Here is a 20,165-nt window from a genome sequence, read left to right on the forward strand (position 1 = left end):
ACCCAGCCGCCGGCGCCGTACTGGAGCTGGGCGGTCCGGGCGCCGGTCACCGTCACTGCTCAGGACAGGGTTATGCCGCTGTAGTAGGAGCGCAGGATCGCCTGGTAGGTGCTGCCTCCGTTGGCCAGGTCACGCGAGCCGTACTGCGACAGCCAGTTCCCGTCGACCCAGGCACCGCAGGCCGTGGTGGTCGCGCAGTAGTGCGCCTGCAGGATGTTGCCGCTGCGGGTCATCCGGGTGGACCAGGTGTTGTCCACCGCGGCCGACGTCGAGGCCAGCGCCGACGACGGCCGGTAGACCTGGTCGCCGGTGTCGTCCCGGACGTCGTAGCACGCCCCGCCGGGCGTTTTGCGGGTCGAGTGCAGCGCCCAGTACCAGCCGTAGCTCTTGACGGCCATGGCACCGGACTCCAGCGAGGCCCGCGGCCAGCTCGAGATCCACTCGTTGGGGAGGACGTTCTTGACGTAGGTCTTGAAGTCGACCCGGTCCACCCGCCCGAGACTGACCCGGTAGACCAGGATCGTCGTCGGCAGCGTGCTGTTGGTGCCGTCGGTGCTGCAGCCGGTCGGGCCGCCGGTGAGGAACTCGTGCGAGGCGTTGTTGTTCTTCAGCGTGGCGTTGAGGTTGCCCTTGGCGCCGGCCGCGAAGTCCTGGCTCGCACCGCCGAAGTTGCTGTTGAAGTAGACCCGCACCGTCTTGCTGCTGCGGTTCCACACCGACGCGGCGTTGTTCTTGACGCACAGGCCCTTGCCGTTGCCCGCTCCCTTGAACTCGTAGCAGGTCGGCTGGGTGGCGCCGTAGTCGTCTTGCGAGTCGGTGAAGTCGGAGACCGAGCCGGCCTCGTTGCTGTTGTAGTAGTAGCAGAACTCGCCGCTGTCGCAGACCCCGTCGCGACCGGCCGCCGAGGCCGCGCCCGGCGCCACCACGACGCCGACGACGGCGGCGACCAGGACGGCCAGCACACTCATCCGCGCGCGCATGCCGGTCACCAGCTGCCCGGGACGTAAGCCCAGCCCAGGTAGTCGGACCGGTCGCGGAACGTGCTGGTCTGGTAGACGGTCGGCCCGGTGCTGATGGCGCTGTTGCCGCCGATGGAGAGCATCACGTGCCCGGCCGACGTGGTCGACGTGAAGAACACCGCCGTGCCGGCGGGCGGCACCGTGCCGGTGTGGATCCGCCCGTTGTCACGCTGCCAGACGTAGTGCGCGCGGGCCGTGGCGAACCGGCCGCTGGTGCCGAACGCCCGCTCGACGAACAGCTCGCACTCGTTGTTCCAGTCGGTGTGCCCGAGCCGCGCCTTCGCGAACGCGACGGCCTCGGCCGCGCGCGGGTCAGCCGGGTTGGTGACGCCGCCGATGGCGTGCGAGGCGTTGTTGTTCTTCAGCGTCGCGTTGAGGTTGGCCTTGGCGCCGGCCGCGAACGACTGGGTCGCACCGCCGAAGTTGCTGTTGAAGTAGACCACCACGGTCTTGCTGGTGCGGTTCCACACCGATGCGGCGTTGTTCTTGATGCACAGGCCCTGGCCGCTGCCGGCGCCCTTGAACTCGTAGCAGGACGGCTGCGTCGTGCCGTAGTCGTCGACCGACGTGGTGAAGTCGGAGATTGAGCCGGCGTAGTTGCTGTTGTAGTAGTAGCAGAACTCGCCGCTGTCGCAGACGCCGTCGCGGGAGGCCGCCGACGCGGGGGACGCGACGGCCAGGATGGAGGTGGTGATGGCGAGCGCCGTGCCGACGACGGCCAGGCTCTTGCGGATGTTCATCGGTGTCCTCTCGTGGACGGTGAGGGGTGGCGGGTGCGGGTCACAGCCCGCGCTGGTACTGCTCCCAGGTCTTGATCGGAATCCGGGGCCCGTCGTCCGGGCCGTGGTTGGCCAGGCCGTTCAGGCCGAGGTAGTAGTCGCCGGTCTGGTTCTGCGCCTGGGTGGACAGGTCCGTGTCGTTGATGGCCGCAGCGTGGATGTGCCAGGGCCAGTCGCCCTGACTCGGGTCACGGACCCACGCCGCGAAGCCGACCTGGCGCAGCGCCCGGGCGACGGAGGTGCGCCTGGCCGCGGTCATGCCGGTGACCGCGATGTCCACCACGCCGCCGCCGTCGTGCGTACCGGCGGAGGTCGGGTCGCCGCCGGGGTTGTACGAGCCCTGCTCGAGCACCAGCTGGTAACCGAGCAGGCGTTGGGCCTCGGTGAGCATCGCCTGGGTGCGGGCGTCGACGACGAACCCGTCACGCGCGACCTTCGCGCCCGGGCCGATGGTGTTGGCGACGGTGTAGCGGTTCAGCCCGAGCTTCGTCAGCGACGTCGTGCCGGGCAGCCCGTTGGCGGCCAGGCCGGTGTAGCCGAGGGAGCGCTGGTAGGCCGCGTACGCCGCGACGGTCTGGGTGCCGAAGTAGCCGTCGACCCACTGCGCGTCCAGCAGGTTCTGGGCCTGCAGCGCCTGCTCGACGGCGAGCACGGAACTCTGCGCGCCCGGGGTCAGGGTGTGGTCGGCGCGGCGGGGGTCGATCTGGGCGGCCAGCACGGTGGCCTCCATGTCGACGACCGGCCGTGCGGCGAACGCCTGAGCCGGGATGCCGACGGCAACGCAGAGCGCCGCGAGCCCGACGGCCAACCAGGGACGGCGCATGGTTGATCCTCCTCGTAGGTCGTGAGTCGTGTTCGGAACGGACTCACCCTGCGAGAAGGTGCCGGATGTTCGGTACCCCGTCGCCTTGTCAGAATCGGCGGACGGGCAGTGACCTCGATGGATGCGGTGTTGTCAGGTTGGGCCTGACACCGGTCGGAGCGTGGTCAGGCGACGACGGTCACCTCGAAGTAGACCGGCCGGCGGCTGGGAAAGTACTGCTGCCCGTTCTCGTCGACCATCTTCCAGCTGACCCAGCACTTGCCCGGGTGGTCGGGAGCGACGACCGGAACGCTGATCTTCACCTGCTCGCCGGGCGGTGTGTCGCCGATCGCGACCCGGTCCGGCACCTGGCAACCGTCGGCGTCGACGGTGGGGTCGGCCCGCGCCAGGAAGCGGTTGTGCCAATCGACCTTTCCTACGTTGGCGAGCGCCCACACCTTCGTGAAGTGCTGATTGACCTTGACCCGCGTGCCGTCGGGGATGGTGACGTCGCCGATGAACTTGCTCGAGTCGCCGGGAATCAGCGAGTCCGAGAACGGGGTCGTCGTGGGTGAGGCCGCCGCGGTGCCGGCGCCGTCAAGGGTCGCGGGCCCTCGGCCGCGCACGGTGAGGCCCAGGATGGCGACCAGCACCAGCGCCGCGACGGCGCCGGCGCCGAGCCACCGCAGCCGTCGCGGCCCCGCGACCTGCGCGGCCGGGGCGCCGCTCGGCATCGTGTCCACTGTGTCCGCGACGACCACCCCACCGGGAAGGTCGGTGCGCGGCAGGACAGTGTGGACGGTGTCCTGGTGGTGGGCTTCTTCCCAGCGCCGCCGCCACTCGGTCTCGTCGGCGTCACAGGCCCGGACGAACTCGCGCGTCGTCTCCCACGAGGGAAACCTGGTGCCCGCGGCGGCCTCGTGCAGCGTCGTGTGGGAGATCCGGCCGGATCGGCCCGCCATCTTCCGGAACGAAGGGTCGCCGACGGCGGTGCGCAGTGACCGTAGCTGTTCGGCGAACGCGACGGCGGCGGATCCGTCCTGAGTCGACTCGGCGGCAGCACCCTGGTCTCTCATCCGTCCCCCATGTCAGACGCCGTTGTCAGAGCGTGTAAGAGGCTACCGAACTGCTTTGGCGACCATCAATGTGGTGGACCGCCGGTGCATCGAAGGAGGGCCTGCGGCAAGGACTACGCCTCGGCGCCGGCGGGCCCAGGGCATAGGGTCGACACATGCCGTCGAAGAAGGCCGCCGCTGTCGAGGTCGAGGTCGCTGGGCACACCGTGCGGCTCAGCAGCCCCGACCGCGTCATGTTCCCGCAGGCCGGTTACACGAAGCAGGACGTGTTCGACTACTACCTGGCCGTCGGTGACGGCATCGAACGGGCGCTCGACCACCGGCCGACCACGTTGCAACGGTTCCCGGACGGTATCGACGGCGAGGCGTTCTACCAGAAGCGGCTGCCGGCCCGCGGCACCCCGGACTGGCTCAACGGTGCCGAGATCACCTTCCCGAGCGGGCGCAAGGCGACCGAACTGTGCCCGGTCGACCTGGCCCACGTCGCCTGGGCCGCCCAGATGAACACGGTCGTCTTCCATGCCTGGCCGGTCCGCGCCGGTGACCCCGACCACCCCGACGAGCTGCGGATCGACCTCGACCCGCAGCCGGGCACCGACTTCGCTGACGCCGCCCGGGCGGCGGGGGAGTTGCGGGCGGTGCTCGACGAGATCGGCGCGACCGGCTGGCCGAAGACGTCCGGCGGCCGGGGGGTCCACGTCTACCTTCGGATCCAGCCGCGGTGGACGTTCGTCGAGGTCCGCCGGGCGACGATCGCGCTGGCCCGGGCGCTCGAGCGGCGCCGGCCCGACCTGGTCACCACGAGTTGGTGGAAGGAAGAGCGCGGGGAGCGGGTGTTCGTCGACTTCAACCAGATGGCCCGCGACCGCACGATCGCCGCCGCCTACTCGCTGCGCGCCAACCCGCGGGCCACCGCCTCGACGCCGCTGACCTGGGACGAGCTGCCCGACGTGGAGCCCAACGATTTCGACCTGCGTACCCTGCCGAAGCGGTTCGCCAAGATCGGTGACCCGCACGCGGGCATCGACGACACCGCGTTCGACATCACGCCGTTGCTCGAGTGGTCGGCGGCCGACGAACGCGAGGGACGCGGCGGCGACATGCCCTATCCGCCCGACCACCCGAAGATGCCGGGCGAGCCGCCGCGGGTGCAGCCGAGCAAGAAGAACGCCGCCAACTGGACGCAGGAGAGCTAGAGGGCCAGCTTCATGCCGTCGTGGGTGGCCTCGAAACCGAGCGACTCGTAGAACCGGCGGGCGTCGGCGCGGCGCTTGTCCGTGGTGAGTTGCACCAGGGCACAACCCGACGCCCGGGCCTCGTCGACCGCCCACCCGATCATCCGGCGGCCGAGGCCGGCGCCGCGGTGGCCCGCGGCGACGCGTACGCCCTCGATCTCCAGGCGCTGGGCACCTCGGCGGGTGAGCGACGGGATCAGGATGAGCTGCATGGTGCCAACGATCTCGCCGTCGAGGTCGGCGACGATCACCGTGTTGCGCGGGTCGCCATCGAGGGCGTCGAAGGCCTGCCAGTAGGCGGCGTCGACCTCCTCCGTGACGGTCTCGCGGCCGGCGCCGATCGGGTCGTCTGCCAGAAGCCCGACAATCGCCGGGACATCCGCGCGCAAAGCGGGCCTGAAGATCATGTCGGTAGCGTCGCACATCGACCAACGGGTGCATGATGGTGCGCCATGAAGGCCTTGCTGCTGCCGCTGAAGGCGATCTACCGCGGGCTGGTCTACTTCGCCAACTCGCCGCGGACGCTGATGCTGTCGTACGCCCTGATGATCATTGTGGCCGCGGCGCTCTACAGCGTCTTCGAAGACGTCGGGGTGGGCGACTCGGTGTGGTGGGCGGTGGTGACCGCGTCGACCGTCGGCTACGGCGACATCTCGCCCGACACCTGGCAGGCGCGCGCCATCGCGGTCGTGTTGATCTCGACCATGGTGCTGCTGGTGATCCCGCTGATCACCGCGCACTTCGCCAGCAAGCTGATCGTCGACACCGACGCCTTCCGGCACGAGGAGCAGGAAGAGCTGAAGAACAACCTGCGCGTCGTACGCCGGCTCCTCGAGGAACTGGCGGCCCGGGAGGGGATCGCGGCTACTGCGGCGGGCAGCGCTTCCCCTCTGGCGGAACGGTCTGATTGAGGATGTAGGCGTCGACCGTGTCGGTGACACAGTTGGTCTGCGGGTAGGCGGTGTGCCCCTCGCCCTCCCAGGTCAGCAGCCGCCCGACGCCCAGCATGTTGGCCAGGGCCGGCGCCTGCGCGTAGGGCGTGGCCGGGTCGCCGGTGGTGCCGACGACCAGGATCGGCGGTGAGCCGGTGGCCGGGCCCGTCGGGTAGGGGTCGTGCCCGCCCGGCCAGACCGCGCAGGTCAGCATGCCGACGGCGAGCGGCGCACCGAACAGCGGCACCGACTTGCGCCAGTCGCCCTGGTCGGTGCGGACCTGCGCGACGTCGGGCACGGTCTTCTGGTCGGCGCAGTTGATGGCGATGTTGGCGTCGAACAGGTTGGAGTAGGTGCCGTCGGGGCGGCGCTCGGCGTAGGCGTCGGCGAGTTGGAACACCTCGGCCGGGTTGCCGCCCTCCAGCGACTTGATCGCGCTGGCCAGCGCCTGCCAGCCCGCCTGGGTGTAGAGCGACGAGATCACCGCGTAGAACACCCACCCGGCCGTGGCCTGGCGGCCCTTGGCGCCGGTCACCGGCGAGACCTCGGCCTTGTCGATCTGGGTGGTCACCGCGGCCTTGGCGTCGGGCGCGATCGGGCACTGCGCCGGGTTCGGGTCGCACCACTTGGCGAAGTTGTCGAACGCCAGCGCGAAGCCGTTGGCCTGGCTCTCCGAGCCGGCGACGAAGCTCTGCCGCGGGTCGACCGCGCCGTCGAGCACCAGCGCGCGGACGTTCTGCGGGAAGAGTTGGGCGTACGTGGCGCCGAGCAGCGTGCCGTAGGAATAGCCCAGGTAGGTCATCTTCTGGTCGCCGACCGCGCTGCGGATCGCGTCCATGTCCTTGGCCGTCTGCACGGTGGAGAACAGCTTGAGCTTGTCGCCGTATTTGGCCTGGCACTCCTTGCCGATGGTGCGGTTGAGGTCGACCAGGCCGTCGAACTCGGGCTGGGTGACCGGGTCGGGCACGTAGCCGAAGCTCTGGTCGAGCTGCGCGTCGCTGATGCACTCGACCGGGCTGGACCGGTCGACGCCGCGCGGGTCGAACCCGACGATGTCGAACCGGTCGGTGACCGCGGCCGGGATGCCCTGGAACGCGGCGCCGAAGCTCAGGTAGACGGCCAGGTTGATGCCCGACGCGCCGGGGCCGCCCGGGTTGACCAGCAGCGAGCCGATCCGGTCGTGCTGTTTGCTGGAACGCACCCGGATCAGCGCGACGTCGAAGGTCTGCCCGTTGCCGGCGTTGGACCAGTCCTGCGGCACCTTGATCGTCGCGCAGTCGTAGGTCATCCCGTTCGCGCCGCGGCCGACCAGCTTGGCCGGGACGTCGGGGCAGGGTCGCCAGGCGGCCTGGCCGGAGGCGGCGGGAGCGGGCTGGCCGGCGCCGGGCGCGACCGCGCCGTCGCCCGTGTTGGGCGCGACGACCGGCACGGTGCAGCCGGTCAGCACGAGAATGCCGGCGAGCAGGGCGACCGCGAGAAGCCGAAAGCGGGAACCCACTAGGAAACCCCCGTGCCGGCGGCCGGGTCGCCGCCTAGAACCTGGTCGACGTCGAACCGGACCGGCCGGTCGAGCTGGTCATAGCCGCAGGAGCGGGGGTCGCGGTCGGGCCGCCAGCGCACGAACTGGGCGGTGTGCCGGAACCGGTCGCCCTCCATCGCGTCGTAGCCGACCTCGACCACCAGGTCGGGCCGCAGCGGCTCCCAGGCCAGGTTCTTGCCGCCGGTCCAGCGGCTCACCCCGCCGGGGCGGCGCTGGCCGGTCGCGCTGGTCGGGCCCATCTGCTGCTCGTCGCTGTCGGGGTCGATCCACGGGTGCTCGGCCGGCTCGCGGTAGTCGGCCAGCTCCTCCAGCAGCTCGGCCCGCCGGGCCATGCTGAACGACGAGGAGACGCCGACGTGGTGCAGGGTGCCGTGCTCGTCGTAGAGGCCGAGCAGCAGGGAGCCGACCACCGGGCCGGACTTGTGCCAGCGGAAACCGGCGACCACCGCGTCGGCCGTGCGGGCATGCTTGATCTTGAGCATCAGCCGCTTGTTGGGCTCGTAGGCGATGTCGGCCGGCTTCGCGATCAGCCCGTCGAGCCCGGCGCCCTCGAAGATCTCGAACCACCGGCGCGCGGTGGCGATGTCGTGGGTGGTCGGCGTGATGTGCACCGGCGGCTCGACCTTGGCCAGGGCCTTCTCCAGCTTGGCCCGCCGGGTCGCATAGGGCTCGTCGACCAGCGCCTCGTCGCCGAGCGCGAGCAGGTCGAACGCGACGAAGTCGGCCGGGGTGTTCTCGGCCAGCAGCTTGACCCGGGACGCGGCCGGGTGGATCCGCTGGGTCAACGCGTCCCACTCGAGCTTGGGCTTGTGACCGTCTTCGCGGTGGATCACCACGATCTCGCCGTCGACCGCGCACCGCTCAGGGAGCTGGGCCTTGGCCTGCTCGACCACCTCGGGGAAATAGCGGGTCAGGGTCTTGCCACCCCGGCTGGCCAACTCGACCTCGTCACCGTCCCGGAAGATGATGCACCGGAACCCGTCCCATTTCGGCTCGTAGCTCATGCCGTCGGCCTCGGGGATCTGCGGCACGCTCTTGGCGAGCATCGGCTCGACCGGCGGGTTGATCGGCAGGTCCATCCCTCAGAGTCTTCCAGACGCGGGCACGCGAACGCTTCCCAGCCGGGCTTTCAGCTCACCACGACGGCGGCGACCCAGATGATCGCGATGCTCAGCGCGGCACCGAGTTCGACCAGCATGGCCAGGCCGGCGGCCTTGATCGCGTGCTTGGTCGACGGCCAGGCCAGCTTGTGGTCGCCGAGCCGGGCCATCTCGGCCAGCCAGATGCCCAGCACGAAACCGATGAACAGGCCGATCACCGGGATCACGAAGAAGCCGACGATCGCCAGGACGCCACCGAGCAGGAGCGTCTTGTTGGGTACGCCGCTGCGCTTGAGGTTGCGCCCCGGCCAGGCGTATTTGACGACGATGCCGAGGATCGCGATGAGGGCGACCAGCGCCAGCACGCCCCACCGCCCGGCGCCCTCGCCGGCGAAGATCGCCCAGGCCGACGCGGCCGCCCAGCAGAGCAGCAGGCCGGGCAGGAACGGGATCACGACGCCGAACACGCCGATCACCATGGCGACCCCGCACAGGATCGTGATGTTGGTCTGCGTATCGGTCAGATCCATTGGCGCACTCTAGCGGGCTACAGGACGAAAGCGTCGGTCCAGAGTTGGCCCGATCGGCCGGAGAGGGCATCGAGGAGGGCCACCGCCTGCTGGTCGGTCAGCGCGGCCACGAAGTCGACGATCGCGCGGCCGCGGGCCCGGGCGGCGCGGTCCGGGGTGCCGGCCGGCAGTTCCGCCTCGGCCAGCTCGACCAGGTCGTGCAGCCGCTGCGGCAACCGGGCCTCCTCGGCCGGGTCGACGATCCAGGCCAGCAGCGCCTCGACCAGGGTGGCCAGGAGCCGGGCCTGGCCACGCTGGTGCAGTGCCAGGTCGGGGCGGTCGAGCACGAACCGGTGGTGGATCAGCTTGAGCACCTGGACCTCGTGCCACTGCGGCCGGTCGAGCAGCACATAGCCGGAGCGGACGGCCGGGCTGTCGGTCAGCAGCACCGCGTCGACCAGCCGCCGGGTCCACCGGGCGGAGAACCGGGCGACGTACTGCTCGGCGGCCACCGAGCCGTCGAACGGGTCGGCCAGCAGACCGTCGACGAGGTCGTGCCGCACCTGCTCGACGGCGTTGGCGAAGGTGTCGTCGTCGCTGATCCAGCGGTCGCGGCGGTGCACCCGGCGGCGCAGTTTCTCGATCGCCACGCCGGCCTGGCGGGAGCCCGCGTCGAGCGCCTCGTCGGAGAGGGTGCCGAGCCGCTTGGCCTCGCGCTGCCAGCCGATCAGCTCGGCCGCCACGGTGCCCTGCTGGAGCACGCCGACCCGATGGAAGTCCTCGACGTCGTGGATCGCGTAGGCGATGTCGTCGGCGGTGTCCATGATGGACGCTTCGACGGTCTGCTGCCAGTCCGGGATCCGGCCCACGAACGGCGCGCGGGCCTGGCGCAGGTCGTCGACCTCCGTCGTGTAGGCGCCGAACTTGGCCGACCCGCTGGCCGGGTCCCAGTCGGGTGCCGACGCGCCGCGCGGTGCCGGGTTCATCCGCCGGGGGTGCGGGTCGGGGTGGTCGAGCCGGGTCCACGGGTATTTGACGATCGCCGCACGGACCGCCGCGGTCAGGTTGAGCCCGATGGTCGCGGCGCCGCGGATCTCGGTGCTGGTGACGATGCGGTAGGACTGCGCGTTGCCCTCGAAGCCGTCGGGCAGGCCGAGCCGCTCCCGGGCCAGCCGGTCGAGCACCGCCTCGCCCAGGTGGCCGAACGGCGGGTGGCCGAGGTCGTGGGCCAGGGCCGCGGCCTCGACGACGTCGGGGTCGCAGCCGCCCAGCTTGTCGAGCAGCGCTCGGTTGCCGGCGTCGGCGGTGATTCGCTCGGCGATCGCCCGGGCCACCTGGGCCACCTTCAGGCTGTGGGTGAGCCGGTTGTGCACGAGCAGGCCGCTGCCGCCCGGGGAGATCACCTGGGTGACACCGCCCAGCCGGGCGAAGAACGGCGAGGTGACGATCCGGTCGCGGTCGGCACGGAACGGGCTGGCGGCCAGGTCGCCGGGCGCGGTCCGCCCGGTCTCGAACAGCCGCCGCGCGCGGGGATCGACCGGCTCCGTCATGATCCGACGCTAGCGCACCGCCCGTTTGGCCAGGTGGACCAGGCCCGGACCGCGATCGAGCGGGACCCGGGCGAAGATCGAATAGCCGTTCCGCTCGTACAGCCGGATGTTGTCGTGGCTCTCGGCGCCGGTGAACAGTTCGTAGCGGCGTGCGGCGCCGGCGTGTGCCGCCTCGACCGCGAGCAACATCCGCCAGCCGAAACCCTGGCCGCGCAGGTCGGGCGCGACGGCAAGGCGGGCGATGTGGCAGGTGCCGGCCTCGTCGAGCCGGCCGCGGCCCGCGGCGACCAACCGGCCGCGCGGGTCGCGGGCGACCAGCACGGTGTCGATCGCCGCCGTGATCTCGGCCAGCGTCTCGGTGAGCATCGGCAGGTGCGGGTCGGCGTAGCGCTGCGCCTCGCTCAGGAACGCCGCGCGCTGCAGGGTGAGCACCTCGCCGGCGTCGCCGGGCCGGGCCCGCTCGATCTCCAGGGTCATGCCGACCAGCCCAGCGGAGGGTGGCGCGAAGCACATCCCCGGCCGGCGGCACGTCTCGACAGATGAGACTTGAACGTGTTCAGATGGGTCGGTGAGCTTGCTGACCTATGACGAGGTGGGCGCGACCGAGACCGGTGCGCTGCCGCGCGGCTACCACCACCTGCGTTACCGGGTGGCGATCGGGCACGACGTGCTCGAGGCGGCCGCCGACGCGGTGCTGACGTTCCGGATGCACCGGGCCGCCGGCGTGCGGATCACCGCGTCCGCCGACCGGGCCGCACCGGGCGTCGACGTGGTCACCGGGCTGGGCGTCTGGCCGCTGCGCCTGTCGGCGCCGTGCCGGGTGGTCTGGGCAATCGACGAGCCCGGCCGGGCCGGGTTCGGCTACGGCACCCTGCCGGGGCACCCGGAGCGCGGCGAGGAGGCCTTCGAGGTGACCGCGGGCGACGACGGCACCACCTGGTTCTCGGTGACCGCGTTCAGCCTGCCGGCCTCGCTGCTGACCTGGGTCGCCGGCCCGACCGTCCCGCCGTTCCAGCGGGCCTACGCCGCGTGGTGCGGCCGGGCTTTGCGCCGCCTCGTGCGGCGCCCTTAGGCCCAGTGCCGTCCTGTTCTAGAACTTCGCGAACGAGCGGATCGGCATCCGGGGACCGAACTTCGGTGCCATCAGGCCGCTGGCCTCCAGCAGCATGCAGACCCGGCCCCGGTGGCCGCGGAACGGCTCCAGCAACTCGAGCATCCGGGCGTCGGTGCCGCGGGCCTCGCCGGCCAGGTTCCAGGCCACCATGTTGGGGATGTGGAAGTCGCCGACGCTGACCGCGTCCGGGTCGCCGTAGGCGATCCGCACGACCTCGGCCGCGGTCCAGACGCCGATCCCGTTGATCGACCGCATCCGGGTGGTCGCCTCGGCCGCCGTCGTGCAGCGCTCGATCCGGCTGGCGTCGGCCGCCGCCCGGCGCAGCGTGTCGGCCCGTTTCTGCTCGACGCCGAACGGGTGGAACACCCAGTAGGGCTGCGCGGCGATCACCTCGGGCTCCGGCGGCAGGGTCAGGCCCGCCAGCGGCCCCGGCGCCGGGGTGCCGAACGCCCGGACCGTCGCCGCGTAGCCGCGGTAGGCCTCCTTGCCGGTCACCTTCTGCTCGAAGATCGCCCGCATCAGCCGGGGGAAGACGATCCCGGTGGTCGGGATGCGCCGGCCGCGGTGCAGCCGGGCCACCTCGCGGACGACCGGGTGGGCGGCGGCCAGGTCGGCGAAACCGGTCAGGTCGTCGCGCAGCCCGGCCACGGCGTCGGCCTGCTCGATCACCCACTCCGTGCCCGGCCCGTACCCGGTGGCGGTCAGCTCCTGGCCCTGCCTGCGCAGCGCCAGCGTCGCCGGGCCGGCCGGGGTGTGTGTCGCCCACCAGAACGTGTCGCCGGCCCACCGGGCACACGGATCCCAGCGGCTCATCGGGATCGGACCGACCGAGCCACTCAGGTGGTAGCCCTCCGGAACCCGCATGACCCGCTGCACGGCGTCAACTCTCGCACACCTGTGTCAGTCCGGGAGCGGGCCGAACATCCCGGCCGGCGGTGCGGCCGACGGGGTCGCGTCGGCGTCGGTGACCACGGCCGCCCCGCCGCTGAAGCGGGTCAGTTCGGCGCCGGCGACCAGCCGGCCGGGAAACCAGTCGCCGGCGACCCGGCGGGCGATCTGCGCGGTCGGCAGCGGGGTGTTGGCCGCGGTGAGCACCAGGTTGCCGAACCGGCGGCCGCGCAGCACCGACGAGTCGGCCACCAGGCAGACCTCCGGGAAGACGTCGGCGACGGTGGCGACCTGGGCCTTGGCCAGCCCGAGCGGCGGCCCGTCGGTCATGTTCACCAGGTAGCGGCCGTCGGGGTGCAGCACCCGGGCCGCCTGCTCGACGAACTCGACCGAGCGGACGCTGGCCGGGGTGCGGGCGCCGGAGAACACGTCGACGATCACCACGTCGAACGCGTCCTGGGCCGCCTTGGTCAGCTCGGTGCGGGCGTCGCCGACGCGCACCTTCAGCTTGGGGTCGGCCGGCCAGGGCAGGTGGGTGCGCACGAAGTCGAGCAGCTTGGCGTCGGCCTCGACCACCCGCTGCCGGCTGCCGGGCCGGCTCGCCGCGATGTAGCGGGCCAGGGTGAGCCCGCCGCCGCCGAGGTGCAGCACCCGTAGCGGCATTCGCGGCGGCGCGGTCAGGTCGAGCGAGGCGGCGATCCGCCGGACGTATTCGAACTCGAGATAGGTGGGGTCGTCGAGGTCGACATGTGACTGCGGCGCACCGTCGACCAGCAGCGTGTAGGCGTTGGGTCGGTCGTGGTCGGGCAACAGTTCGGCGACGCCCGACCCGATCTGGGCGACCACCCGCCCCTGACCGCGCTGTCGCCCCACGTGCTCCACCCTATGTGCCGGCACCCGCTGGGGCGCTCGTCCCCTGCCGCCTTCCCGCCGCCGACGGTGCCGAAGACCAGAACCGGCTCAACGTGGCCGCGGCGAGCGCGGGTTGCTGCAGCATCCACCAGTGCCCGAGGCCAGGCAGGGTGGTCACGGTCGCGCCGGCCCGGTCCGCGCAGCGCCGGCGGGTTTCCTCGTCACCGAGGGCGTTGTCGGCGGTGGGCAACAGCACGAGGCCGGGACGCTGGCGCGCGGCGGGCAGGTTGTCGCCCAGCGCGGCCAACGCCGGCTGGGTGGCGTGCCGGTAGAGGGCGAGCATCACGTCGCCGGAGATGTCGGCGCATCCGGGAGCGAGCACCATGGCGATGTCGGAGGGTACGCCGATCGAGCTCAGGTAGGCGATGCGCCGCTCGGCGTCGGGATGGGTCAGCTGCGCGGCCGCGGCTTCGCCGCTGCCCGGGGTCTGCCATACCCGGGCGAGGCCGTGCCAGGTGTAGCCGGGATCGAACATCCCGATGCTGTCCGTCGACCAGGTCCGCACCAGGTCCGGTCGGGTCATGACCAGGTTGATCACATGCGCTCCGCCCCAGTCGTGGCCGACCAGATCCACCGGGTGACCGATCTTCTCGAGCTGGTCGACGAGCCACCGGCGGTAGGCCTCCGGTGTCGCGGTCCAACCATCCGGCGGGGGCGTGCCGAAGCCCGGCGGCGAGAGGCGAACCACGTCGTCGCGGCGGAGTGCGGCCGTGAGCGGGTCCCACACCGCGTCGGTTTCCGGGTTGCCGTGCACCAGAACGACGGTCATCGCGCTGTCTCCTCGAGGTCGTCGGCCGGCAGGTGCGCCGCGAGCCAGCCCACCGTGCGGCGCTCGACATCGGCCGCCGCCGCCGTCTGCGGCGCGGGCGCGATCCCCGGCTCGTCGGCCAGGGCGTGCCCCATGCCGGCAATGGTGACGACATCGACCCGGGTCGGATCCGCGTAGGTGGCGGCGAGCGCGTCGGCCAGCCGGCGGGCCGGCGCGCGGAAGCCGGCCTCGTCGTCAGCGGCCCCGACGACGAATCGGATCGCCGGTTGGCCGGCGGCGACGTCGGCGGCCCTGGCCACGAAGTCGAGCCGCTGGGCCACCGCCGTCGATGCGGGCCCCCACCCATAGCTGATCCCGTAGCGACGACCGGTGGCCTCGACGGCCGCGCGGAGCTGGCTGATCGGACTGATCAGCACGGCCGCACTGATCGCCAGGCCCGCGGCCGGTGCGCTTTCCGCCAGCGCGAGCAGGGCGACCGCCGACCCCATCGAACCGCCGACCAGCGCCAGCGGACCACCGTCGAAACCGAGCCGGTCGCGCAGGGCCGCCAGCGCGGCGGGAAACTCCTCGGCGCCCTGCGTGGCGATCGGGCCTTGCAGGTTGAGCACCGCGTCCTCGTACCCGCGTCGCATCAGCTCGTCGAAGCCCCCGCTGGGCAGCCGCGCGCCGCACATCGGCAGGCCCAGATAGATCCGCCAGGCGTCGAGGTCCGTCAGCGGCAACGCCGCGGCGAAGGCGGCTTCGGTCCGCGGCGGGTCCAGCAGATGCCAGCCCACCACGACCAGCGCCGTCGCCCGCCCGCTGGCCGGCGGGACGGCGAGAAATGGAACCCCCGCCGCGCTTCCCACGACTGGCTTGTCCGTGCGCATGAGTTTCCTCCTCTCCGCCAAGCTGTACGCCGTCCAATATAACTGGACGGTGTACAGTTGCCAACATGCCGCAGACGCGTGCCCCCGGAAAGCGGGCCGGCCTCACCCGGCCGGCCGTGCTCGCCGCGGCCCGCGAGCTTCTGGCCGAGGGCGGTGTCGATCGGCTCTCCATGCGGTCGGTGGCCCAGCGGCTCGGTGTCGCTCCCAACGCGCTCTACAGCCACGTGCCGAACAAGACGGCGCTCCTCGACGACGTGCTCGACGACGTGCTGACCGAGGTGCTGCCTCCGGACCCGGCCGCGAGCGACCCGTTGGCCGCCATCACCGCGCTGATGACGTCGACCTATGACGTGCTGGTGGCACACGCGGACCTGGTCCCGCTCTTTCTCGCGCGCCAAGGCGCACGAGGACCCAACGCCACCCGTCTCGGCGACGTCCTGGACCACCTGCTCGGCCGGGCCGCGGTCCCGGCGGCCGAGATCACCAGTGCTCGCCGGGCCCTGATCGTGCACGCGATCGGGTCCGCGGCGTTCGCTTCCGGGCCCGGTGAGGCCGATCGACCCATACCGGCGCGGGAAGCCGCGCGCCAGTTCACCCTCGGGTTGAGCTGGCTCCTGCTCGGCTTGGCTCAGGCCACCCGGGTGTAGCGGAGCAGCAAGAGGTCGTCGGCGAGCAGGCTGTGGCGCAGTCGCAGGGGCACCGGGCCGCCTTCGCGGTGTGGACCGGCACTGATCCGCCCGGCCTTCGCGCCGGCCAGCAGCGGCGAGACGGTGAGGCAGAGTTCGTCGACCAGGTCGGCGGCGGTCAGCGCGCCGAACAGATGTGGGCCGCCTTCACAGAGGATCTGGTCGAGCCCGCGCTCGCGCAGCGCGGCCAGGCCGGCGACCAGGTCGACCTCGCGCTCCCCGACGCGGACGACGTCGGCGACCTCGTCGAGGCCGGGCGGCGCGCCGGCCGCGGCCGTGGTCAGCACCACCGGCCGGACCGGTGCGGCCGTGAACACCGGCGCGCCCGGGTCGACGGCCAGGCTGGCGCTGACCACCACCAGCGTCGGCGTCGCCGGCAGGCCCCGGGCGAGGCGCCAGGCCCGGCGCGGCTCGTCGAGCGTGACCGCCCGGTAGCCCTCGTGGCGCATGGTGCCGGCACCGACCAGCAGGGCGTCGCAGACCTTGCGGAGGATGCCGAACACGCGCTTGTCGGCGGGGCCGGAGAGGCCCTTCGAGTAGCCGTCGACCTCGACCGCGCCATCGACGCTGGTCACGAAGTTGACACGAACGATCGGCTGCGTGGACCGGGCGTAGCAGCCGGTCAGGGCCTCGTCGTCGAGCTCGGTGCCCGGCGGCCCCGCTGCGTCGACGCTCCACATGGCGCGGATCGTCGTGCCGCTCATCCGGCCACCGCGGCCCGGATTGCCGGGCCTGTCGCAGGGGTACGGTGCTGACAGTCGCAGCTCATCCGGACACCCTATCGAGGTAGCCGCCCATGCCCCGGCAGATCTTCCAGGTCAAGGTGACGCTGGCCGACGTGCGCCCAGAGGTGTGGCGCCGGGTGCAACTGCCGGGTGGTTACACCCTCGACCGGGTGCACCGGGTGGTCCAGCTCGCCATGGGCTGGCAGGACTACCACCTGCACTCGTTCGAGGTCGACGGGGTGCAGTACGGCGAGCCCGACCCCGACGGCGAGCTCGCGGTGCGTGACGAGCTGGAGGTGCGCCTCGACGCCGTCGCGCACAAGGGCACCCGGCTGCTCTACACCTACGACTTCGGCGACTGGTGGGAGCACGACCTGCTGGTGGAAGACGTCTTCGCGGCCGAGCCCGACGAGCGCTACCCGCTGTGCCTGGCGGGCGAGCGGGCCTGCCCGCCGGAAGACATCGGGGGCGCGTTCGGCTACGCCGAGCTGCTGGTCGCGCTGCGTGACCCCACGCATCCGCGCCATGCCGACCTGGGGCAGTGGGCGGGGGGCGGGTTCGCGCCGGAGGCGTTCGACCCGGGGCGGGCGACGACATTGCTGCGCCGCCTGACATAGCTCCTCCAAAAGGATGAAAAGGTCTTTCACCTCATCTCGCCCCGCCCCGCGCGTCGACTGGGATCTGGTCGTACTGATGTTGCAAGATGCCAGTCGTGGTATCGGTGGGAGCGATGGGTGAGCAGAGTGCGGTCGGCCGGGTGCTGGGCACCTCCGACGCCACTCCGCTGCAGTTCTGGACGGCCGTCGCGCCGGGCAGCTACCTGCAGCTCGACGACGTCGTGGTGACCACCCGCGAGCTGCCCGACCGACCGCCCGTGCGCATCGCCGGGGTGGTGACCCAGGTGCGCGCCCGGCACGAGGGCGCCGTCTTCGACTCCGACGTGTTCTCCATCGCCGACGGCACGCTGCCGGCCCAGGTGCAGGAGGCCGCCGAGATCAGCGTCACCCGGGTCGACCCGGAGTTCTACGTGCCGCCGGCGCCAGGCGCCCTGGTCCATCGAGCCACCGGCGACCTGCGCGCCGCCGCGCTGCACTTCGACCGGATGGAACGGCAGATCCCGATGGGCACCGGGCGCGACGGCATCCCGGTCTACCTCAACGCCGACTTCCTCGACGGCAACCGGGGCGCGCACGTGTCGATCTCCGGCATCTCCGGCGTGGCCACCAAGACCAGCTTCGCGACGTTCCTGCTCTACTCGGTCTTCCACTCCGGGGCGCTGGGCGGCGACGCGGTCAACGCCAAGGCACTGATCTTCAACGTCAAGGGTGAAGACCTGCTCTTCCTCGACCACCCCAACGTCAAGCTCGACGACAAGACCATCGCGGCGTACGCGGCCCTGGGCCTGCCCGCCAAGCCGTTCAGCGACGTCCGGGTCTACGCGCCGCCGCGCATGGGCGACGCGTCCGGCACGCCCGACGTGAGCAGCCGGCTGTCCGGCGTCGACAGCTTCTACTGGACGCTCGAGGAGTTCTGCGCCGACCGTTTGCTGCCCTACGTCTTCGCCGACGCCGACGACGAGCGCCAGCAATACACGATGGTCGTGCACGCGGTCACGGCCCACCTCGCCCGGCACGCGGTGCCGGCCGACGGCGGTGTCGCGGTCGATGGCACCCGGCTGAGCAGCTACGCCGACCTGGCCGACTTCGTGGTCGCGCAACTCTCCGACGACGAGACCCGGTTCGCCTGGACGGGCAGCGCGGTCGGGCTGGGCACGGTCAACGCGTTCGCCCGCCGGCTGATCGCGAGCAAGCGCGACCTCGGCCGGCTGATCCGCGGCGACCTCGCCACCCGCCGGCCTCATCAGATCAACACCGACGAGAGCGCCCAGGTCACCGTCGTCGACCTGCACAACCTGCCCGACCGCGCGCAGCGGTTCGTGGTCGGCGTGACGCTCAAGAAGGAGTTCGAGCGCAAGGAGAAGAAGGGCACGGCCAAGCCACTGCTCTTCGTGGTGCTCGACGAGCTCAACAAATACGCCCCGCGCGAGGGTTCGTCGCCGATCAAGGAGGTGCTACTCGACATCGCCGAGCGGGGCCGCTCGCTCGGCGTGATCCTGGTCGGCGCGCAGCAGACCGCGAGCGAGGTCGAGCGCCGCATCGTCACCAACTCGGCGGTGCGGGTGGTCGGCCGGCTCGACCCGGCCGAGGCGTCGCGCCCGGAATACGGCTTCCTGCCGCCCGCGCAGCGGCAGCGGGTGCTGCTGGCCAAGCCGGGCACGATGTTCGTCAACCAACCCGACATCCCGGTGCCGCTCTGCGTCGAGTTCCCGTTCCCGGCGTGGGCGACACGACACTCCGAGGCTGGTGACGCACCCGCCGCGACGCTGCGGTCGATCACCCAGTCCGCCGACCCGTTCGCGGTGGTCGGCTCGCGGTCGGGCACGTTGTCCGACGACGACATACCGTTCTAAGGGGGCGGCCCGTGCGCATCCTGCACACCTCCGACTGGCACGTCGGCAAGGTCCTCAAAGGACAGTCCCGGGCCGAGGAGCACGTCGCGGTCTTGGCCCAGGTGGTCGAGATCGCCAAGGCCGAGCAGCCCGACCTGGTCATCGTCGCCGGCGACCTCTACGACACGGGAGCGCCCTCGCCCGACTCGACCCGGCTGGTCACCCGCGCGCTGTCGGCCCTGCGCCGCACCGGGGCCGACGTGGTGGTGATCGGCGGCAACCACGACAACGGGCCCGCGCTCGACGCGCTGCGGCCGTGGGCCGACGCGGCCGGCATCATCCTGCGCGGCACGGTCCGCGACAACCCGGCCGAGCACGTCATCGACGGCACGACGGGGTCGGGGGAGCGGTGGCGGCTGGTTGCCCTGCCGTTCCTGTCGCAGCGCTACGCGGTCCGGGCGGTCGAGATGTACGACCTGACCGCCGCCGAGGCCACCCAGACATACGCCGACCACCTGTCCCGGCTGCTCGGCAAGCTGACCGAGGGGTTCGGCGAGGCGGGCGTGGTCAACCTGGTCACCGCGCACCTGACGGTGGTCGGCGCCAGCCAGGGCGGCGGCGAGCGTGAGGCGCAGACGGTGCTCGGCTACGCGGTGCCCGCGAACGTCTTCCCGACCAGCACCCACTACGTGGCACTCGGCCACCTGCACCGCGCGCAGACCGTGATCGGCCCGTGCCCGGTGCGCTACAGCGGCAGCCCGCTGGCGATCGACTTCGGCGAGGCGGAGAACGTGCCGGCCGTGACGGTGGTCGAGGTGAGCGCGCAGCAGGCGGCGAAGGTGCGCGAGGTGCCGGTGACCGTGGCCACGCCGCTGCGCACCGTGCGCGGCTCGCTGGAGCAACTCGCCGCGCTCAAGACCGGCGACGCCTGGCTGCGGGTGTTCGTCCGTGAGACGCCCCGGGCCGGGCTGCGCGAAGAGGTGCAGGAACTGCTGCCCCGGGCGCTGGAGGTGCGGATCGACCCCGACATGGTTTCGGCCACCCCTGGCCCACGCGCCGAAGAACGTGCCGGCCGCACTCCCCGTGAGCTGTTCGCCGCCTATCTGGACAGCCGCGGCGTGACCGACACGGGCGTGCGCGAGTTGTTCGACGAGTTCTACGAGGAGGCTTCGGCGTGAGGGAGCTTGCGACCGAACCATTTGGCTCAGTAG

The 20,165-nt window shown here is 71.8% G+C and carries 22 protein-coding genes; 7 read left to right on the forward strand and 15 right to left on the reverse strand.

Annotated elements, in window-relative coordinates; genetic code table 11:
* Window positions 1-59: 59 nt before the first annotated feature.
* The 4 genes from AB0J74_RS15360 to AB0J74_RS15375 form a co-directional block, all read right to left on the reverse strand.
* Window positions 60-980 carry a peptidase inhibitor family I36 protein gene (locus tag AB0J74_RS15360; protein ID WP_363448388.1) on the reverse strand — a complete coding sequence of 307 codons (921 nt, stop codon included), beginning with the start codon at window positions 978-980 and terminating at the stop codon, window positions 60-62.
* Between the two features lie 5 nt (window positions 981-985).
* The gene (locus tag AB0J74_RS15365) at window positions 986-1,759 is read right to left on the reverse strand and encodes a peptidase inhibitor family I36 protein (protein WP_363448389.1); all 774 of its coding nucleotides are present in this window, start codon (window positions 1,757-1,759) and stop codon (window positions 986-988) included.
* 40 nt (window positions 1,760-1,799) lie between these two features.
* Entirely contained in the window at window positions 1,800-2,621 is an 822-nt protein-coding gene (locus tag AB0J74_RS15370; protein WP_363448390.1) for a peptidoglycan-binding protein, read from the reverse strand.
* A 164-nt stretch (window positions 2,622-2,785) separates the two neighbouring features.
* Window positions 2,786-3,676, reverse strand: coding sequence for an NBR1-Ig-like domain-containing protein (locus AB0J74_RS15375; protein ID WP_363448391.1), 891 nt, complete (start codon window positions 3,674-3,676; stop codon window positions 2,786-2,788).
* Window positions 3,677-3,831: 155 nt separating this feature from the next.
* Here AB0J74_RS15375 and ligD point away from each other — a divergent pair, with 155 nt between their 5' ends.
* Window positions 3,832-4,872, forward strand: coding sequence for a non-homologous end-joining DNA ligase (ligD, locus tag AB0J74_RS15380; RefSeq protein ID WP_363448392.1), 1,041 nt, complete (start codon window positions 3,832-3,834; stop codon window positions 4,870-4,872).
* Here the strand turns inward: ligD and AB0J74_RS15385 are convergent.
* On the reverse strand, window positions 4,869-5,318 hold the full coding sequence (locus AB0J74_RS15385) for a GNAT family N-acetyltransferase (protein ID WP_363448393.1): 450 nt from the start codon (window positions 5,316-5,318) through the stop codon (window positions 4,869-4,871). The genes ligD and AB0J74_RS15385 overlap by 4 nt on opposite strands.
* A gap of 45 nt (window positions 5,319-5,363) precedes the next feature.
* Here AB0J74_RS15385 and AB0J74_RS15390 point away from each other — a divergent pair, with 45 nt between their 5' ends.
* On the forward strand, window positions 5,364-5,822 hold the full coding sequence (locus AB0J74_RS15390; protein WP_363448394.1) for a potassium channel family protein: 459 nt from the start codon (window positions 5,364-5,366) through the stop codon (window positions 5,820-5,822).
* On the opposite strand, the gene AB0J74_RS15395 is transcribed toward AB0J74_RS15390, so the two are convergent.
* Genes AB0J74_RS15395 through AB0J74_RS15415 form a run of 5 tightly spaced genes read right to left on the reverse strand, consistent with a single transcriptional unit; the run spans window position 5,776 to window position 11,019 of the window.
* Window positions 5,776-7,341: an alpha/beta hydrolase gene (locus tag AB0J74_RS15395; RefSeq protein WP_363448395.1), complete on the reverse strand. Its 1,566-nt coding sequence runs from the start codon at window positions 7,339-7,341 to the stop codon at window positions 5,776-5,778. The two genes, AB0J74_RS15390 and AB0J74_RS15395, sit on opposite strands and share 47 nt — an antisense overlap.
* Window positions 7,341-8,462: an ATP-dependent DNA ligase gene (locus AB0J74_RS15400; protein WP_363448396.1), complete on the reverse strand. Its 1,122-nt coding sequence runs from the start codon at window positions 8,460-8,462 to the stop codon at window positions 7,341-7,343. The genes AB0J74_RS15395 and AB0J74_RS15400 overlap by 1 nt, the downstream gene beginning before the upstream one ends.
* Window positions 8,463-8,512: 50 nt before the next feature.
* Window positions 8,513-9,013: a DUF456 domain-containing protein gene (locus AB0J74_RS15405; RefSeq protein WP_363448397.1), complete on the reverse strand. Its 501-nt coding sequence runs from the start codon at window positions 9,011-9,013 to the stop codon at window positions 8,513-8,515.
* Window positions 9,014-9,030: 17 nt separating this feature from the next.
* Window positions 9,031-10,542, reverse strand: coding sequence for a dGTP triphosphohydrolase (dgt, locus tag AB0J74_RS15410; protein ID WP_363448398.1), 1,512 nt, complete (start codon window positions 10,540-10,542; stop codon window positions 9,031-9,033).
* A gap of 9 nt (window positions 10,543-10,551) precedes the next feature.
* Window positions 10,552-11,019, reverse strand: a complete 468-nt coding sequence (locus tag AB0J74_RS15415; RefSeq protein WP_363448399.1) for a GNAT family N-acetyltransferase — start codon at window positions 11,017-11,019, stop codon at window positions 10,552-10,554.
* Between the two features lie 91 nt (window positions 11,020-11,110).
* On the opposite strand from AB0J74_RS15415, the gene AB0J74_RS15420 reads away from it, so the two are divergent.
* Window positions 11,111-11,614, forward strand: coding sequence for a DUF1990 domain-containing protein (locus AB0J74_RS15420; protein WP_363448400.1), 504 nt, complete (start codon window positions 11,111-11,113; stop codon window positions 11,612-11,614).
* 18 nt (window positions 11,615-11,632) lie between these two features.
* Here AB0J74_RS15420 and AB0J74_RS15425 read toward each other — a convergent pair whose 3' ends face one another.
* Genes AB0J74_RS15425 through AB0J74_RS15440 form a run of 4 tightly spaced genes read right to left on the reverse strand, consistent with a single transcriptional unit; the run spans window position 11,633 to window position 15,094 of the window.
* Entirely contained in the window at window positions 11,633-12,520 is an 888-nt protein-coding gene (locus AB0J74_RS15425; protein ID WP_363448401.1) for a DNA-3-methyladenine glycosylase 2 family protein, read from the reverse strand.
* Between the two features lie 36 nt (window positions 12,521-12,556).
* Complete coding sequence (locus tag AB0J74_RS15430; RefSeq protein WP_363448402.1) at window positions 12,557-13,417, reverse strand: fused MFS/spermidine synthase; 861 nt, start codon at window positions 13,415-13,417, stop codon at window positions 12,557-12,559.
* A gap of 10 nt (window positions 13,418-13,427) precedes the next feature.
* On the reverse strand, window positions 13,428-14,225 hold the full coding sequence (locus tag AB0J74_RS15435; RefSeq protein ID WP_363448403.1) for an alpha/beta hydrolase: 798 nt from the start codon (window positions 14,223-14,225) through the stop codon (window positions 13,428-13,430).
* The gene (locus AB0J74_RS15440; RefSeq protein WP_363448404.1) at window positions 14,222-15,094 is read right to left on the reverse strand and encodes an alpha/beta hydrolase; all 873 of its coding nucleotides are present in this window, start codon (window positions 15,092-15,094) and stop codon (window positions 14,222-14,224) included. The genes AB0J74_RS15435 and AB0J74_RS15440 overlap by 4 nt, the downstream gene beginning before the upstream one ends.
* 65 nt (window positions 15,095-15,159) lie before the next feature.
* Between AB0J74_RS15440 and AB0J74_RS15445 the strand changes: the two genes are divergently transcribed.
* Window positions 15,160-15,741 carry a helix-turn-helix domain-containing protein gene (locus AB0J74_RS15445; protein WP_363448405.1) on the forward strand — a complete coding sequence of 194 codons (582 nt, stop codon included), beginning with the start codon at window positions 15,160-15,162 and terminating at the stop codon, window positions 15,739-15,741.
* Here the strand turns inward: AB0J74_RS15445 and AB0J74_RS15450 are convergent.
* The gene (locus AB0J74_RS15450) at window positions 15,723-16,460 is read right to left on the reverse strand and encodes a pyrimidine reductase family protein (RefSeq protein WP_363448915.1); all 738 of its coding nucleotides are present in this window, start codon (window positions 16,458-16,460) and stop codon (window positions 15,723-15,725) included. The two genes, AB0J74_RS15445 and AB0J74_RS15450, sit on opposite strands and share 19 nt — an antisense overlap.
* Window positions 16,461-16,576: 116 nt before the next feature.
* On the opposite strand from AB0J74_RS15450, the gene AB0J74_RS15455 reads away from it, so the two are divergent.
* The 3 genes from AB0J74_RS15455 (at window position 16,577) to AB0J74_RS15465 (ending at window position 20,132) form a co-directional block, all read left to right on the forward strand.
* Entirely contained in the window at window positions 16,577-17,122 is a 546-nt protein-coding gene (locus AB0J74_RS15455) for a plasmid pRiA4b ORF-3 family protein (RefSeq protein ID WP_363448406.1), read from the forward strand.
* 113 nt (window positions 17,123-17,235) lie between these two features.
* Window positions 17,236-18,975, forward strand: a complete 1,740-nt coding sequence (locus AB0J74_RS15460) for an ATP-binding protein (protein WP_363448407.1) — start codon at window positions 17,236-17,238, stop codon at window positions 18,973-18,975.
* An 11-nt stretch (window positions 18,976-18,986) separates the two neighbouring features.
* Window positions 18,987-20,132, forward strand: coding sequence for an exonuclease SbcCD subunit D (locus tag AB0J74_RS15465; RefSeq protein ID WP_363448408.1), 1,146 nt, complete (start codon window positions 18,987-18,989; stop codon window positions 20,130-20,132).
* The last annotated feature ends 33 nt before the right edge of the window (window positions 20,133-20,165 follow it).

Origin of the sequence: Asanoa sp. NPDC049573 (genome assembly GCF_040676615.1) — a bacterium.
Classification (GTDB): Bacteria; Actinomycetota; Actinomycetes; order Mycobacteriales; family Micromonosporaceae; genus Asanoa.